Raw genomic sequence first — 15772 nt, 5'->3', positions numbered from 1 at the left:
TCCGCCTAAATCAGAAGGTCACTCAGTGAATCAGCATAAGCCGCAAACGTCAAACGCCTCCCAGAGACCGCGCCCCGCGAAGCCCGACACCGTCGCCGGCTCCGCGGCGCCGGAACGGGATCCCGGTCAGGACGACGGCGTCCACGGCGACGGCCGTACTCTGGTGCAGCAGGTCCTGCGCCTGCATGCCGCCGTGGTCGCAAATGCCCCGCCTCTCGCGTTCGAGCTTCCTCGCCTGCCCCGCCGCACCCGGCCGCACGGCTTCCGTCATCCGATCAAGCATGGCTCTGCACGCTGGCTGACCCATCCCGAAACGAAGGCCCTGATCGCCGCGCTCGGCGTCGACCGGGTCGAGCGCATCTTGCGCACCATGGAGCGCGACTCCCGATGAACAAGGACATGAACTCAGAACAGTCGGCTCTCTACCGAGCGCCCGATTTCAGGCGGCGCGTTTCCTTCGCGCTCGCCTGCGAACAGAGCGACGTCGACGTCGCCATCCACCGCCTGCTCGCAGCCGGCCGCATCCCGATGGTCGGCCAGGGCATACCGGCGGACATCGCCATCTGGGCCGACGCCGCGCGCCTGCTCGCCGCCGTCGCGGGACAGTAATTGCTGCCCACGGCAACCGCCGCCTTCGCGGAGCGCATCGTCGGCATGACGCGAAGGATTCCGCCGGACTCCAGCGCGGACGCTCCGGCCGTCACTCACTCCTTCGGCAGCGAGATCGCCAGCCTGCTGCGCCACCATCTGCCCCGTGCCGGGGCCCTGGGCTTGCCCACCGTCTCGGTGTCGTGCAGCGACGGCGCCGTCGCGCTCTACGGAAAGATCGACTTCGGCGACACCGGGGCTCCGAGCCTGCGCTACCGCGACGTCTCCCCCGGCGTCGATGAAGCGGTCGCCGGCGGCTGCTGGCCGGCGGCGAAACGCGTGTCGTTCCCGCCGTCCTCACTCGTCGGCCTGGGCGACGTCCTGAACGAAGGGAGCACGCTGTGAAAGGCTACACCGAAAAGGCAATCGAACGGCAAGCGGCGCTCTACCGCTCGAGCGTCTTCCGCTCGAGCGTCTCCAACGCGCTCGGACGCGCTCGCGCTGAAATCGAAAACTTCATGAAGCCGATGCTCGAAGCCGGATGCATCCCGCAGGCCAAGTCGGGGATGCCGCCGGCGTCGGCCGTCTGGGCCGATGCCGCGATGATCCTCGTCGCACATGCCGGGAGGCAGCAGCGGCCGGCGTCCGTCGTGAGGGTCACCACCAGGCTCTGCTCCTTGCCGCATCAGCTCGACGTCGGTCGTGGTCGCGGTCAAGCCTCTCCGCTCGACTCCTTGGGGATGGAACTGGCGGAGTTGCTGCGCCGGCTGGGCGCCTCCGAGAGCGGCGTCCTCGCCACGACGCGTACCCCCGTCCAGATCATGTGGAGCGAAGGCGGCACCGCGCTTTTCGCGACGATCGACTACGCCGGCGGCCGGAAGCGGATCTTCTCGGACATGAGGCTGCCGGCCCCGCTGGGCGGACTGGCAGGCAACTGGGACTTCGTCCAGTTGCCCACAGTGGGCGGCACGCTGCTGTCGGCGGAATCGCTCGCAAGCTTCGCCGGAATCTTCCGGACGAAGACCGATCCGGCGCCGTCGGATCCGGACGAATCCCCGACCAACTCCGATCCGAAGGTGAAGCCGTGACCCGACCGCGCGCAGTCCCGAAGGACGCCCATCTCCCGCTGGTGGGTCACCGCGAGATCGAGGCCGGCAAGATCGAGTTGGCGCGCGCCATCTTCGCGGTCGGCGAGGAGGAGGGCAGAGCGGCGATCGAGGTGCTCGAAAAGCTCAAGCAACTGGACCTGATCGACGAGCCGGTGCCCTACTTGGCCGTGCGCGAGGACATTCTCGAGGGCGGCAGCCTCAGGCGCGTGATCGTGGTCCGCCAGAATCTCGCCGTCCGTCGCGTCGAGCAAAGCACCGAACTGGATGCTGGCGATCTCACGACCGAGGATCTCGAGGATCGGGAGAAGTGCCCGCCCGCGGCGGCCAAGGCGCTGACGAAGTACGCCGAGGAACGTCACTTCCGGCAGCAGGTGCTCAAGGCCCCCGGCGACATCCGCCTCTCGACCATTCTCACGATGTACGTCGAGCGCCTCGACCCTTCGAACGTGAGCCCCGAAGCCAAGGAACTGCGCGAATACGAGGCCCGTCTCGAAGGCGAGAAGAGTCCGTGGGCCAGCTTCGCCAATGCGAACAACTGCGCCACGCATCTGATCGAGTGGCTCGAGGACACCACGGTCGGGCAGATGACCAAGAACATCGGCCAGGACTACATGGACGACATGAGGCTGACGGCCAAGAAGCGCGGCGGCAAGGACGCCCAAGGCCGGACCATCGCGCTCTACCAGGACCTGACCATCCTCGGTCACCTGTCGATCTTCAACGTCGCGCTGGCATGGTTCGTGAGGGAATTCCGCCCGGCCGTGCGCATCGAATACGACAGGCCCGTGGCCAAGACCGCCGACAAGATCTGCCTCACCTGGGAGGAGGTGCGGCGCGCCATCATGTTCTGCCTGGGCTACATCTGGGACGGCACCCAGTTCGTCACCGAGAGAGTGTTCGTCGACGGAGAGTGGCGCGAGGTGCTCGCGCGGCGGCCGTTCGAGGAATACGAACGGTACATCCCGCTGATCCGCTTTCTGATCGTGTACTTTCTGACGGGCACCCGATTCAAGCAGATCCTCAAGCTGGGCTGGGCGCCGCTCAACTTCCGTGGATGGATCTCCCTCGACCATGGCTGGATCTACCGCAACGGCCGCAAAAGCAAACGGCACGCCAGAAAACCGCGCGAAGCGTCGCAGCTGCTCCCCGTCCTGCGCGATCTGTTCGCAAGCTGGTTCGCCGACGACGAGCGGATGCGTGTCGCCAACAACTGGACGCAGCGTCCCCCGCACCGTCGCAGGGGCAAGCGCAATTCCGAGGACGTCGATGAGGCGGGCTTCTTCGTCGTCCACGACGGCTCGGGCAACCCGGTGCCGCTCAGCAGGGTGCAGGACCTGATCACCGAGGTCTTCGCCGCAGTGGGCATCGAGGCGACCGGCCACAAGCTGAAGCACGGCGGCGTCACGATCTACCACGAAGCCGGGTTCGCGCTCGCCCAGATATCCTTCTTCTTCGGCACCACCGAGAGGGTGCTGGACGAGGCTTATCGCAATCTCAAGAACGCCGAGTCGACCTTCGGAATCCGGCCGGCACCGCCGGATCCGGCGACGATCACCCTCCCCCAACTGCTCGACCCGCACAGCCGGCTCGACGCACCCGCCGTGGCGGAGATCGTCGGCACGATCTCGGCCGCGATGGCCGAACTCGCGGCGACGCTCTGAAGTAGCCGAACCCGCCATGTCCAAGTCCCTGCTCCCGCCTCGCTCCGGGCCGCATGCGCCCGGTCCGCGCCTGGTGACGCAGGACAGCAGCCGGATCTCGCGGCCGGAAACCTCGACCACGGTCCGGATCGGCGAGGAGGTCACCATCGTGACGGCGGCTCTCGCCGCCCTCGCGACAACCCAAGGAAGGTCACGACCCTAGATGCCCAAACATCGCAAACCCCCGCGCCGATCACACTCCGAGCCGCGCCCGGCGCGCAGGCGCAAGGACCCGCGGCTCACGGTCGGCGACATCATCTTCCTTCTGCAGCCGGAAACCTGGGCCGCGATCGGCGCGGGCAAGCGGGTCGGCGCCATGGCCGCCGCGCTGGTGGTGCTGGCAGCGACGGCGCGCATCGGCACCAAGAGGGCGCGCGATATCCTGCTGGCGGACTGGAACGCCGGAAACGTGGTGGTGTCGGCGCCGACCGGACCGAGGACCGCGATCCTTCTCGAGATCGCGATCGCGGTCGTGCAGCGCTACATCGAACTGCGGCCCAAGAACGCGGGACCGTGGCTATTCGTAAGCGACGAGGGCCGCAAACTCTATCATGGCTCCATCAAGGCGCCCTTCGCCGCGTTGGGCCGACGATGCGGGATACCGGGAACGACAATCCCGACCCGTTGCCTGGAGTTCTTCCACCGATCGTTCGACGGCGAAGACGACGACCGGGCGGCCGTGGTCGCCCTGTGCGGCCAGCGCGACCGCGCCGTCGATCTCGAAGTCCACCGAGAGCACGTCGAAGATGCCGCCCGCGATCACGACCGCCTGCGCGCGGTGCTGAAGGACAACCACGCCCTGGAGGGTCCCGCGGGCCGCTTCCTCCGCGCTCCCGGCATGACGCTCGCCGCCGCGACCCAGAGGCTGCGCATCTCGCAGGACCGCCCCGCGACCGCGGCCTCCCCGGCGATGTCGACCGATCCGGTCTGCATCGCCCTCTCGCAAGTCGCCTGGCCGGAGTTCAGGAAGACGGAGCTCCGGATGGAGCTCAAGCAGCTTCATTTCGACCGCATCTACGACCTGCGCCGCGCCGGCCTGATCCGCCGGTCCGAGGCCGCCTACCTCTTCAGTTGCGCAACCACCACTATGGCCAACTGGGAGAGGGATCGCAAAATGACGGAGAAGACGCCGGAGCGGCGCGCCGAGGAAGCCTATTGGACCGAGAAGGCACCCACCATGTTCGCGACTAGGCGGCGCGGCCAGACGCCCGCACAGTTCCACGACCTCCTGGTCAACGAACACCGGTGTACCCTCCCGATGGTTCAGATGTTCGCCATCTTGCACCGCGCCGGCGTGCTGCACGGCGGTCCCAGGCCGCGGTGACGGCCACCCGTCGAGGACGCCTTCGGCCGCAGCGCCACCGCCTCGATCCAATCAGCATCGACCTGCGAAATGGACGCGCGCCGGCACCGCCGGCGCGCGTCGTCGTGTCGGAGGCCCGGTCACCGGCGCCGCGAAAGAGTGCCTTGTTGTTGCCACATTTGGACGGGTTTTCCGGAAAATCCCGAAAATCGGGGAGTCGGCGTGAAGAAATCGGGGGGCGCCGTGGAGAAAAAAGACGAGAAAAGCCGCGATCGGACTGGTTCAGATGGGTTCAAACGCGCCAAAAAGGTATCATGGTGCAGGAAAAAGGCAAAACCAACCTCTGGCCGGAAGGTTGGGAAGGCTAAATTTTCTATCGATAATTCAATGCTTTAGCTCCGCGGCGCCGATCCAGCGTGAAGACGACCAGACGCGATCATCCCGGCCGGGACGGGCCGGCAGGCGATCGGACCCCGCCGGCGGCGGCCACCGGACCGGGGGTGACCGACACCACGACCATGGCACGCCCGGCGCCGACCGGAAGGCCGAGGCCGCCGGCGCCCGAGCCTGGCGGGTCCAGCACGGAGCCCGGATCAGCTCGCGCGTGGATGGCGTCGTCGCCGGTCCCGAAGCAGGCCGCCGCCCCAACTTCGCGGTCGGACCCGATCGAGGGTGGCGCCGTCACCGCGGAGGACGCGGCGCCAGCCTACATCCTTCGAATCTGCCTGGCGGCCTGATCGAAGAGGCCGGCCGGCGGCGCCGGAATGCGCCGCAGCCGGTGCCGATTGGAGCCGAAGCCGACCGGGCGGACCTGCGCGACCAAAGCGGTAGCCGCCGTCGAGTGTGAATCGACTCGACTTGTGTTCATGTTATGTTCTGATACCGGCATGAACGACCGACCCGCAAGCTGGCGTATGCCGACACCCAAGCAGTTCGACCGAATGGCCGCGGCCGTCGGCAGAAACGGGCCGGCGGACCGGCCCGCCGGCCCGGGCGAAGAACTTCCCGAAGAATACTGGGCCGCGCTTCTGAACGACGCCGCCGCCGACGGCGGGACGCGGAGCCCCCCGATCCGGGCGCGACCGCTGTCCGACATCGGGCGACACGTGCTCCGCGTGTCCTGCACGCGCTGCGGCCGCATCGTCGAGGTCCAGACGGCGGATGCCGTGCGACTGTTCGGGCCTCGGGCGGTCTGGAAGAACGTCGGGCAGCGACTGCTCGACGACACCTGCCCGCAGCGGACCGGAAGGCACGAAGAGGACGGCTGCTGGCCGGCCTTCGACTGATCGACGGCGGATGGCGCCGCGACACCACCCAGCGCCCCTCTCCGGAGGCGATCGCAAGGCACTCGCGAAGGAACTCGGCAAGGCGCGCGCGATGACGACGATCCTCGCGAGACGGTCGGAGGAAGCCCGCAGCAAAGGGACCGCGCTCATCCGCCAGGCCGACAGACTGCTCGGCGAGAGCTGGAACGAGAAGATGTGGGCCGACGGCGGCCCTATCGATCCGTCGCCGACGATCGACCAGGCGATCAACGGCGGCTTTCCGCGGCTCGAAATCGAGTGCGCCCGATGCAAGACCCGGCGGGACGTCGACCTGGCCACCCTGCCTCATCCGTCGACCACTTTCGTGCACGACCTCGCCAGCCGGCTCCGCTGCAGCAGATGTGCTAAGGCCGGTCGCCGGTCGCCCGCCACGCTGCTGCAACTGGCACAGCGTCCGAGCCACGCCTCACCGGAAGCCTGAGCATGTGCAATCTCTATTCGATGACTAAGAACGTCGAAGCGATCCGGCGCCTGTTCGGCGCGCTCAACCACAAACTCGGGAATCTGCCGTCGATGCCCGGCATCTTTCCGGACTACCCCGCGCCGATCGTCCGCAACGCGCCCGAAGGACGCGAGCGCACACTGGAAACGGTGGCTCGAGCCTGCGAACCGCTGCCTCGTACCCTTCACCTCGTTCTCCGAATACGACACGATCGACGGCAAGAAGGTGCCGGTGTGGTTCGCTCCGGACGAATCGCGCCCCCTCCTGGCTTTCGCCGGTCTCTGGACGAATTGGACCAGCGTGCGCAAAGCCAGAGAAGGCGAGATCACGACGGACGTCTTCGCGTTCCTGACCTGCGAGCCGAACGCCGAGGTCGGTCGCGTCCATCCGAAAGCGATGCCGACGATCCTGACCACGGCCGAGGAATACGACGTCTGGATGCGCGCGCCCTGGGACGAATCCAAGGCGCTGCAACGGCCGCTGCCGGACGGCGCATTGAAGATCGTCGCGACCGGCGAGAAGGAAGACCAGGGCTGATAGACCTATTCGACCCCGGCGCGAGAAATCGACAAGCAACCTCTTATCGAGGCGCTTGAGCGCCGCCGGCCCGCCCCACAGTTCGAATCTCGTCGCGTGACACGGGCATCTTGAGAAACTCTTCGTCAAGCAGAAGGCGCGCCCTTCGATAGATATCCTGCGTCAACTTGTCCTTGCTCAAGAGACCATCAAAGCAAGTCGCATAGGCCGCGACGCTTACATCGATGAAGTCGTTCGGAAGCTTGTCCACGTCCTTGGCAACACCGTTCGCGATGACGGAGATCGCGTGAAGGCGGGCGCACAACGCGAAGCGGAACGTGAAGGTGTGAAAGACGTCGTCCCTGGGCGGCCAATCGGGCTTGTCCGGATGATTTTCAAAAAACTGTTGCGTCATCTCCATGACGTGTACCCGGATCTTCTCGATCAGCGCCGGCGTGAAATTGTCAGCCCGGAATGCTTCCAGCTCCTCCTTGGAGTAGCGTTTCCGCGCTTCATCGATGTTCTGTTGGAGTGTCTGCGCATTTTCGCGCATGTCAGCGAGCTGCGCCCGCGCGCCGGCCGCCCGGCGATCAATGTGACCCAGCGCTCGAGCGTCGCCGCGTTCGGCGCGTGCACGCGTATGCCTACTCCACTTGCGAAAGGTCGAGGTCCTCTTGCCTCCGGAAAGGCGCTTCTTCATACCCTTTCGGCGTCCCTTGATGCGAACCACCTCCAGCGGGTCTTTAGTCAAGACGACTTGCTTCATGTGCGCCGCCAGGACCTCCGTGGACCTGATGACGTTTATGGGGGCATCCCCCTTCAGCATCTCGAGCTCGACGAACGGCGTAACGACAACCTTGTTACGCGGCGATTCCAGCAGATAGCCGCGCAATTCGTCCGCCTGCAGGCAGTTCGTGTCGACCACGAATCGAGTCATGCTCGTTCCACTTCGTCTACTCCAGGGTCCTTCGCCGTTCGCGCCTCAATCGTTCGGCACTTGGGAGAGATCGTCGGCGCGCACCGATCCGGAAATGTTCGTGAGGTTCGCCTTCTTCCTTTCGGCCCACGTCGAAAGATTCTTGGGGCGGTACGTCTCATCGCTCCGCCATCTCTCGAAGACGGATCCATCGATCGTTTCGTTGATCGAGCTTTCGACCGCGGTGCGGGAATCGATGGGGTCGGCTCCGATCGACCGTTGATGCTCTCTTTGAAGATACCTGTAGAAGCCACCGAGAAAGCTTCCATAGGAATCTATGACCGGCGACCTAATGGTAGGAGAAAATTGATCGACATCGCTGCGGAACGACAGCCCCTGGGCGGCGGCTCGCTTCATCATCCAGGCGAAAGGCCTTTGCGACAGCAGATCGTTCGAGTAACCGCCGCCGACATTGGCGTGTGCGCCGACGAACCAGCGCTGCTCCGCCTCAGCCAACGAACGAGGCGCTCTCGGTTGATCGGCATTCGGATCCTTCGGGACGCTTCGGGTCCACAGGGTGGGCGCGAAGTCCGGCCGATGCTCGTCGATCGCCAGCGCGTGGGCGGCAGCGACGTTGGGCGTGCGGAGGCTAGTATTGAGAAACGAGTGGCTTTTCCTGAAACGACTGATGCCGACAGGTACGCCCAAGGATCCCACGGTATCGAAGACCCCAAGAAACTTGATGTCCACGAAGCGCGAATAGCGGACCAACCAACTCTCTTCCAGGGTGGGGTCCTTCGGGGGGTGGTTGATCAAGCGTTCGATGGACGGGACCGACAATCCCAATCGATAGCGATCGTAGAGCTGCCTGATCGAGAGGGGCCCCCCGGGTTTCAGCACACCGCAGCGGGAGACGAAGCCGGACAGGCTGCGCGCCGTGTAGGATCCGCGGGAGAACCCAAAGATGAAAATATCATCTCCGTCATTGTAGTTTTCGACGAGCCATTGATAGGTTTCAAGAAGGATGTCGTCGATGCCGACACCGAACATCCCTCCGCGTACCTTGCTGCCGACTTGCGTCCCGAGGCCCGCATTGTAGTAGATCGACTGCCTCACCAGATCCGCGCCGACCGGGGCCGTAAGTGCCCGAAGCCGCCAGACGTTCGTGTTGTCGTTCGTCGTATTCCACGTCCCGTCGAGGAATATAGCAATCCTCTTGCGGGGTTGGTCGCCCGCCAATTCGCCGACCATTCTCAATGCCCCTTGTTGAGAAATAAGTCCGACGATACCTATAGTTGCAGCACTTGGCGAGGCCATTTCGCCTCGACGCTCGAACGGACGAATGCTTTGATCGTCGACTCAGGACCGGGTGGATCACATGACCGCGCAGATCGACCGATTTTCGCTCGTCACCGCGCCGCTCTCGATGTATTTCGACGGCACGCATCTTTCCGATGCTACGGGCTTCATCTGGGAGCAAGGCCCGCAGAACTATCTCATCACGAATTGGCACGTCGTCACCGGGCGTAATGCCCTGGACGGCAGGTCGCTTCACGGCCACGGCGGCCGCCCAAACGTGGTCCGAGCGCTCTTCAACACACGGGTGCAGCAGTTTCTCAAACAGGAACACGTCATAAGGATCCGGGACGATGATGGGAGGCCCCTTTGGCTAACGCATCCGTCGCGCGGCCGCGCGGTAGACGTCGTCGCTATTCCGCTTCCGTATGACGACGACAATGCGATCTTCGAACTGCATCCGATCAATCGGTATGCTGCAACGGAATTGACCGCTCGCATCGCGAACGAGGTCTTTGTCCTAGGATACCCGTTCGGCCCGGAGCCGCCCGGATATCCCGTCTGGAAGCGCGGCAGCATGGCGTCCGAGCCCGATTTGGCCGCCATCGGCACCGGCTATTATCTCGTCGACACGGCATCGAGGCCCGGCATGTCCGGTTCGCCCGTGATCCGCCGCATTTGGAATCAACGCGTGGACGGCGACAAGGTGATCCCGTCTCCGACGCCACTCAGGACCGAATTCGTCGGCGTCTATTCCGGAAGACGCCACACGAAAAACGAAAGCGACGCCCAGCTAGGTCTCGTCTGGCCCCGCCATTGCATCGAAGACATCATCATTGGCGCCAAACGCGACGAGGATTGATCGCTTGCGCGCCTGGCATGAATCGACCACGGGGTCGAGGATGCGTCGAACGAAAAGGGCGGCTGTCGATGTTCACAATTGCCGGCCGCGAGGCGCAGGAAGCTATGACGCGAGGCTGGGGACGACTTCGTCAGCCTTTGGCCTTCTGACGGGTTCTGGCGTCGGCGATAACGCGCTCCAGCCCCTTCTCGTTCAGCGCTTCGTTGACCTTGTAGACGCCGACCAGCGTCGCTGGCAGGCCCTGAAACCCGACCGCCTGCGCCACGGCCAAATTCGTCTTGAGCACCCTCACGATGTCGTCGGAGTGCCGCTTCTCGTCCAGGCTCAGACGGAGGAGATCGACGTTCGCCTTCCTGACGGCATCCATCATGAAATCCTGCGGCACGCTGTAGCCAGGCAGGTCCATCAGAGCTTCGTGCACCACCAGATACTTGTCCTGATATCGGGCGGCCAGTGCCAGCCGGGCGCCGATGATCGACGTCGGCGACAGGATCGGTAATTCCTTGTAGACGACGCGAATGTTGCCGTCCCGCTTGACGACGGCGTCGAGCGCTTTCTCGCCGTTCTTGCAGTAGGGACAGTTGTAGTCGAAGAAGTCGACGATCGTGAGGTCGCCCTTCGGATTGCCGCTCGTCGGAGATTCCGGATCGTTGAAGACCATGTCCTCCGTGATCGCGTCCTCCTCGGCCCTGGCCGTGTCGATCGCGATCAGAGATGCCGACAGTCCCGCCAGTCGCAGGAATTGCTTGCGCGAGATTCCGTTCGTCACGTCGTTCTCTCCTTGCTTCTGCTCGGTCAGGACCGAAGGGCCGTCGCAACTTTGTCCAGAAATTCCGTCTCGCCGACGCTGCCCACGACGCGGGCGTCGCGAATCTCGCTACCGTGCGCGTCAAGGAACACGACGGTCGGCGGTCCGACCACGCCAAAGCGATCCATGAGACCCTGGCTCTTACGACCGAAGTTGGTCAGATCCGCGCGCACAAGCAGGATGTCGTGAAGCTTCTCGCGCACGGCTTCCTGCGAAAACACCGCTCGGTCCATGAGCTTGCATTCGACGCACCAAGCGGCGGTGAAGTCGACCATCACCGGTCTGCCTTGAATCCGCGCCAAGCCCAGGGCCTCGTCGAGGTCGGCTTCAGTCTTAACGACCCGGAAGGCGCTGTCGGCCACTTCGCCCGGAGGCGCGACGACACCGAGCATCGCGAGCGGGCGCAGCGGAGAACCATCGCCGAAAGCCGCATCCAAGCCGAGCGTCCCGCCGTAGCCGATCACCGACAAGCCTGCGACGAGGCAGCCGATCGCGGTCGTCACGGGCTTCTCGCCGTTTCCGGAGAGGGGAAGGATGTAGGCCCCGGCCGCGACGAAAAACGCGCCCCAAGCGGCTTCCACCCATTGAACAGGAGCGACCCGAGCGACCATCCAAATGGCGAGCCCGACGAACACGAAGCCGAAGAGATGCTTGACGCGGACAAGCCACGGACCCGAGCGCGGCAGCACTTTGACGCCCAGAAGGCCGACCAGGAGCAGAGGCAGTCCCATCCCGAGCCCCAGCGCGAACAGCGCCAGCGAACCGCGAACGACTTCGCCAGTCTGAGCCACGAAAACCAAGGCGGCGGCGAGCGGAGGCGTGACACACGGTCCGACAATCAACGCCGAGGCGAATCCGAGGACGGCGGCGCCGCCGACCGAGCCGCCGTTCGCGCCTCCTGTCAATCGCGACGTCCACGACTGCGGAAGCTGGATTTCGTAGAGGCCGAACATCGATAGCGCGAGCGCGATGAACGCGAAGCTCATGGCGGCGATCGCCACTGGCGTCTGCAGTACGGCCTGCAGGTTCTGGCCGGACCAGGCGGCGAACACGCCGAGCAGACCGTATGCCGTCGCCATGGCGAACACATAGGTCGCCGAAAGCACGACACCGCGACCCAACGATAGCTGCTCGCCCGACCTGGCGAGCATCCCCGAAAGAATAGGGATCATCGGAAACACGCAAGGAGTGAGCGACAGCAGCAAGCCGAGACCGAGAAACGCGACCAATTGGGACAGAAGACCGCCTGAGGCGAGCGTCGCCGCCGAAGCTTTGTCCGGCTCGTCGTTCGGCGAGCCGACTTCGCTTCGCAAGATCGGGCGCGAGGCCGGGGCTTCGGAGAAGGATCGGAAGCCGTCGGCCAGCCCGGGCTTCGGGACGGAGTCGGCATCGGTCGCTTCAGCGTCCGAGATGATCAATGTCTCGAGGTCGACGGCCTTCCGGACGGGCGGGTAGCAGATAACGTCCTTGTGACAACCCTGGAAGACGACAATCAGTTTGCCTTTCTCGGGCAGGTCCGCCGCCGGCACCGACGCTTCGGCGGACAGCAGATAGATCTCCGTCAGCCCGAAATTCGGGTCGTCTTCGCGCGTGCCGGGCACGCTGTCGACCTTGACGGGCCGCCCCTCGACTGTCGCGGCGATCTTGTCCCTGTAGAGATAGTGGCCCGGCGCAATCCGCCAGGTCAGCTTCACTCCGTCATCCGCGGCCCGATCGGCGCGCATCTGGAAGACCTGGTCGGGCGATGCGACGCCGGCCGCTCCCGCCGGGACGAGCCCGACCCAAAGCGACAGCAGCAGGGTAACGAAAGCGAGCACGCGGGCGTATGGCATGTAGTTCCTTCCGAACTGCGAGGTCCACAGCCATAAGGGCTTTACGGGCATCATTCAATCAGTATAGAGAATGATTGACTGAAACGTTACCTGTAGGTCCGACATGACCGCCTCGACCATGCGCTGGCAGGTTCTTCTCCTCGCCGGCGCCCAAGCCCTATTCCAGACCGCCTCCGTCCTGGTGATGACCGTCGGAGGCCTCGCCGGCGCGAAGCTCGCGCCCTCGCCCCAATTCGCGACGCTGCCGATCGCTGCGATGTTCCTGGGCACCGCGACGGTGATGTTTCCCGCCTCGATGTGGATGACGAAGGTCGGCCGACGTGCGGGCTTCGTGACCGGGGCGTTGCTCGGCGGCGCGGGCGGCGCGCTCGCGGCGCTCGGAATCGCCTTCGGCATGTTCGCGCTGCTGTGCTTCGGCACCTACCTCGTCGGCGCCTACCAGGCCTTCGCGCAGTTCTACCGCTTCGCCGCCAGCGAGGTCGCCGACGATCGCTTCCGGCCCCGCGCGATTTCGCTCGTTCTCGGCGGCGGCATCGTGGCCGCGTTCGCGGGGCCGTTCCTCGGCCGCGTCGGCGGACATCTGCTGCAGACGGAATACGTCGGCTCGTTCCTGTTGCTTTCGATCGCCTCCCTGATCGCCGCCGGAGCGCTGCTCTCGCTGCGCGTGCCCACGCCGCAGGGCGCGAGCGTCGACGGCGGGGCCGGACGTCCCTGGCGCGAGATCGTCGCCCAACCGGCCTATCTCGTCGCGCTGTTCGGAGCCGCGACGGGATACGGCATCATGATACTCGCGATGACGGCGACGCCCATCGCGATGACACACCATCATCACGACCTCGCCACGGCAGCGACCGTGATCCAGGTTCACGTGCTCGGGATGTTCCTGCCGTCGTTCTTCACGGGCTCGCTGATCGCGCGTTTCGGCGCCCTGCGCATCATGTTGATCGGCGTCGGACTGCTCACGGGACACGTCATGATGACACTTACCGGTGCCGGCTTCGGATCGTTCGCGGGCGCGCTCCTCCTCCTCGGCGTCGGCTGGAATTTTCTCTACATCGGCGGCACGACGCTTCTCACGACCACCTATTCGGCCGCGGAAAAGGGTCGCGCCCAGGCGACAAACGACATGACGATCTTCGCCGTCGGACTGGCCTGCTCCTTCAGCGCCGGTGCACTGCTCGAGGCCCTCGGCTGGCAGACGCTGAACCTGATCCTGCTGCCCTGGCTGGCCGCCGCGACCGCGGTGCTGCTTTGGTTCGGGCAACGAAGCCGGCGGACGGCGTCCGCGGTTCCGGCGGAATGATCACCAACAGAGAGAGTGCCATATGTCCGACGCCCTCACCCGATCGAGCGATGACGCGCGCTCGCGCCTTTTCGAGCGGTTCTCGTCGCTCGGCATCGCGGCCCCGACGGTACCGTATCCCGCGCACTCGACCATCGAGGAAGGCAAACGTCTGCGAGGCCAGATGGCCGGCACGTTCACGAAGAACCTGCTCCTGAAAGACAAGAAGGGGCGCCTATTCCTGTTCGCCATCCATGAGGATCGCGACCTCGACCTGAAGACCCTGCACACGCTCGTCGGCGCGAACGGGCGTCTCGGCTTCGCGTCGGGAGAGCGCATGATCGAGGTGCTCGGCGTCGCGCCCGGCGCGCTGACGCCGCTCGGCGTCATCAACGATCACGAGGGTCTGGTGACCGTCGTGATCGACGAGGCGCTGGTCGACGCCGATCAGGTCAACTTCCATCCGCTGGTGAACACCGAGAGCACCGGCCTGTCGCCAGCGGAGCTCGTCACCTTCGTGAGGTCTTGCGGCCGCGATCCGGTGGTGGTCGGCCTCGGACCCCAAGTCTAGTTTCGCATCCGATCGCGCAGCGGCAGCTTTGGCGCAAGAGCCGTCGCTCAGCGAGTGGTCAGCGGCCGCATTTTTCGACTGTCCCGCCGCCGCGAAGGCCCCTATATCCCTTGGCCTATCGGTATTGCCGAGGTGTTCGGAACACCCCGTCGGGAAATAGTCGGTCATGACAGAAACGCGCAAGACGGTCCGGATATTCTTCTCCTGGCAAAGCGACCTGGACCAGGAAATCACGACGCGAGCGATCCGCGCGGCGATCCGCACCGCCATGTCGGCGGTCGAAAAGGACTACCCCGTGGACATCGTTCTGGAAGAAGCGACCAGCAACGTGTCCGGTTCGCCCTATATTCCTTATGCGCTGGCGGACAAGATCTGCAAATCAGACATCTTCGTCGGCGACATCACGACCGTGATCCGGCTCGCCGGGCAGACGGGCAAGAGCCTTCCGAACGCCAACGTGACCTTCGAACTCGGCATCGCGTCCGCCGAGCTCGGCTGGAATAGAATCATCATGCTCTTCAACACGGCGCTCGCCGAACTCGATGACCTTCCTTTCGATTTCGACCGCCACCGCATCTCGAAGTTCAATTTCTCGGCGGATGCCAAGGCCCGCAAGAGTCACGAAAACGACCTTCGGAAGCTCGCGCAGGCCGCGATAGCTCAGATCGTGACGGACGACCCGAAGAGGCCACGGGAACTCCAGGAAATACCTCCGGAGCAAATTAAGAAGTCGCGTGACATCGAGAACCTGCGCTGGTTCTTGCATCGCATCAACACGGCTCATCTCGATCACCACATCCTGCAGATGCCGGCGTATCTCGAATACTCGGCGGCGCTCATGTCCGACGGCGTAGAGGAGTTGCGCCGGCGATCCGATTTCCTGTTCTACGACCCCGACCTAACGGCGGTCACGGATGGCCTCATTGAGGCGCTACATGCGACGCTCTCGCACTCGGGACAATATCGGGACACAAACAATCCTTTCCGGCAGGCATTCGGGCGTCCGGGAGACATGGACCTTCTCGTCGATGACGCGCAGAAGCGCGCGTGGGACGATATCGACGCAGCAAGGCATCAGCTCAAGATCCATCTCGAGAAGCTCATCGCGATCGTAAGGGAACGATACATCGAAGTGGACATCGACAAGACGAACCTCGTCTTCGCGAAAGCTTACGCTTCCATTCGAGAATCCATGCGGGAAGACGAGGACGAAGACGACTAG

Annotated in this window: 17 protein-coding genes and 1 pseudogene; 13 read left to right on the top strand and 5 right to left on the bottom strand. The window is 64.6% G+C overall.

The annotated features are described in order from the left end of the window. Window positions 1-25: 25 nt before the first annotated feature. The 6 genes from Q0L57_RS05270 to Q0L57_RS05245 all read left to right on the top strand — a co-directional run bounded on the left by Q0L57_RS05270 (window position 26) and on the right by Q0L57_RS05245 (window position 4721). Entirely contained in the window at window positions 26-391 is a 366-nt protein-coding gene (locus Q0L57_RS05270; protein WP_296739072.1) for a hypothetical protein, read from the top strand. Next, window positions 388-609: a hypothetical protein gene (locus Q0L57_RS05265; protein ID WP_296739071.1), complete on the top strand. Its 222-nt coding sequence runs from the start codon at window positions 388-390 to the stop codon at window positions 607-609. Before Q0L57_RS05270 ends, Q0L57_RS05265 begins: the two co-directional genes overlap by 4 nt. Next, window positions 610-993 (top strand): hypothetical protein, encoded by a 384-nt coding sequence (locus Q0L57_RS05260; RefSeq protein ID WP_296739068.1) that lies wholly within the window; start codon window positions 610-612, stop codon window positions 991-993. Beyond that, window positions 990-1676, top strand: a complete 687-nt coding sequence (locus Q0L57_RS05255; protein ID WP_296739065.1) for a hypothetical protein — start codon at window positions 990-992, stop codon at window positions 1674-1676. The genes Q0L57_RS05260 and Q0L57_RS05255 overlap by 4 nt, the downstream gene beginning before the upstream one ends. Further along, entirely contained in the window at window positions 1673-3358 is a 1686-nt protein-coding gene (locus tag Q0L57_RS05250; RefSeq protein WP_296739062.1) for a hypothetical protein, read from the top strand. The genes Q0L57_RS05255 and Q0L57_RS05250 overlap by 4 nt, the downstream gene beginning before the upstream one ends. 202 nt (window positions 3359-3560) lie before the next feature. Beyond that, window positions 3561-4721: a hypothetical protein gene (locus Q0L57_RS05245; protein ID WP_296739060.1), complete on the top strand. Its 1161-nt coding sequence runs from the start codon at window positions 3561-3563 to the stop codon at window positions 4719-4721. A gap of 415 nt (window positions 4722-5136) precedes the next feature. Here Q0L57_RS05245 and Q0L57_RS05240 read toward each other — a convergent pair whose 3' ends face one another. Continuing rightward, window positions 5137-5385: a hypothetical protein gene (locus Q0L57_RS05240; protein ID WP_296739057.1), complete on the bottom strand. Its 249-nt coding sequence runs from the start codon at window positions 5383-5385 to the stop codon at window positions 5137-5139. Window positions 5386-5587: 202 nt separating this feature from the next. On the opposite strand from Q0L57_RS05240, the gene Q0L57_RS05235 reads away from it, so the two are divergent. The 3 genes and pseudogenes from Q0L57_RS05235 (at window position 5588) to Q0L57_RS05225 (ending at window position 7004) form a co-directional block, all read left to right on the top strand. Continuing rightward, window positions 5588-5986 (top strand): hypothetical protein, encoded by a 399-nt coding sequence (locus Q0L57_RS05235; protein WP_296739053.1) that lies wholly within the window; start codon window positions 5588-5590, stop codon window positions 5984-5986. Window positions 5987-5996: 10 nt separating this feature from the next. Further along, entirely contained in the window at window positions 5997-6446 is a 450-nt protein-coding gene (locus Q0L57_RS05230) for a hypothetical protein (RefSeq protein WP_296739051.1), read from the top strand. A gap of 2 nt (window positions 6447-6448) precedes the next feature. Beyond that, window positions 6449-7004 (top strand): annotated as a pseudogene (locus tag Q0L57_RS05225) (SOS response-associated peptidase family protein). A gap of 43 nt (window positions 7005-7047) precedes the next feature. Here the strand turns inward: Q0L57_RS05225 and Q0L57_RS05220 are convergent. Both Q0L57_RS05220 and Q0L57_RS05215 read right to left on the bottom strand, forming a co-directional pair. Then, the gene (locus Q0L57_RS05220; protein WP_296739048.1) at window positions 7048-7920 is read right to left on the bottom strand and encodes a hypothetical protein; all 873 of its coding nucleotides are present in this window, start codon (window positions 7918-7920) and stop codon (window positions 7048-7050) included. Between the two features lie 45 nt (window positions 7921-7965). Beyond that, complete coding sequence (locus Q0L57_RS05215; RefSeq protein WP_296739046.1) at window positions 7966-9150, bottom strand: DUF2235 domain-containing protein; 1185 nt, start codon at window positions 9148-9150, stop codon at window positions 7966-7968. Window positions 9151-9277: 127 nt separating this feature from the next. Here Q0L57_RS05215 and Q0L57_RS05210 point away from each other — a divergent pair, with 127 nt between their 5' ends. Beyond that, window positions 9278-10057, top strand: a complete 780-nt coding sequence (locus Q0L57_RS05210; RefSeq protein WP_296739043.1) for a serine protease — start codon at window positions 9278-9280, stop codon at window positions 10055-10057. Between the two features lie 130 nt (window positions 10058-10187). On the opposite strand, the gene Q0L57_RS05205 is transcribed toward Q0L57_RS05210, so the two are convergent. Continuing rightward, entirely contained in the window at window positions 10188-10826 is a 639-nt protein-coding gene (locus tag Q0L57_RS05205) for a DsbA family protein (protein WP_296739040.1), read from the bottom strand. Window positions 10827-10852: 26 nt separating this feature from the next. After that, a complete protein-coding gene (gene dsbD / locus Q0L57_RS05200) occupies window positions 10853-12697 on the bottom strand; it encodes a protein-disulfide reductase DsbD (RefSeq protein ID WP_296739037.1) in 1845 nt (614 codons plus the stop codon). Window positions 12698-12800: 103 nt separating this feature from the next. Between dsbD and Q0L57_RS05195 the strand changes: the two genes are divergently transcribed. The 3 genes from Q0L57_RS05195 to Q0L57_RS05185 all read left to right on the top strand — a co-directional run bounded on the left by Q0L57_RS05195 (window position 12801) and on the right by Q0L57_RS05185 (window position 15772). Continuing rightward, entirely contained in the window at window positions 12801-14000 is a 1200-nt protein-coding gene (locus Q0L57_RS05195) for an MFS transporter (RefSeq protein WP_296739034.1), read from the top strand. Between the two features lie 22 nt (window positions 14001-14022). Next, window positions 14023-14550 carry a prolyl-tRNA synthetase associated domain-containing protein gene (locus Q0L57_RS05190; protein ID WP_296739030.1) on the top strand — a complete coding sequence of 176 codons (528 nt, stop codon included), beginning with the start codon at window positions 14023-14025 and terminating at the stop codon, window positions 14548-14550. Between the two features lie 166 nt (window positions 14551-14716). After that, complete coding sequence (locus tag Q0L57_RS05185; protein WP_296739027.1) at window positions 14717-15772, top strand: hypothetical protein; 1056 nt, start codon at window positions 14717-14719, stop codon at window positions 15770-15772.

This window comes from Mesorhizobium sp. (assembly GCF_024509055.1).
Classification (GTDB): Bacteria; Pseudomonadota; Alphaproteobacteria; order Rhizobiales; family Rhizobiaceae; genus Mesorhizobium.
Note: the sequence above shows the minus strand (reverse complement) of the source record. Positions and strands in the feature narration are given on the sequence as shown.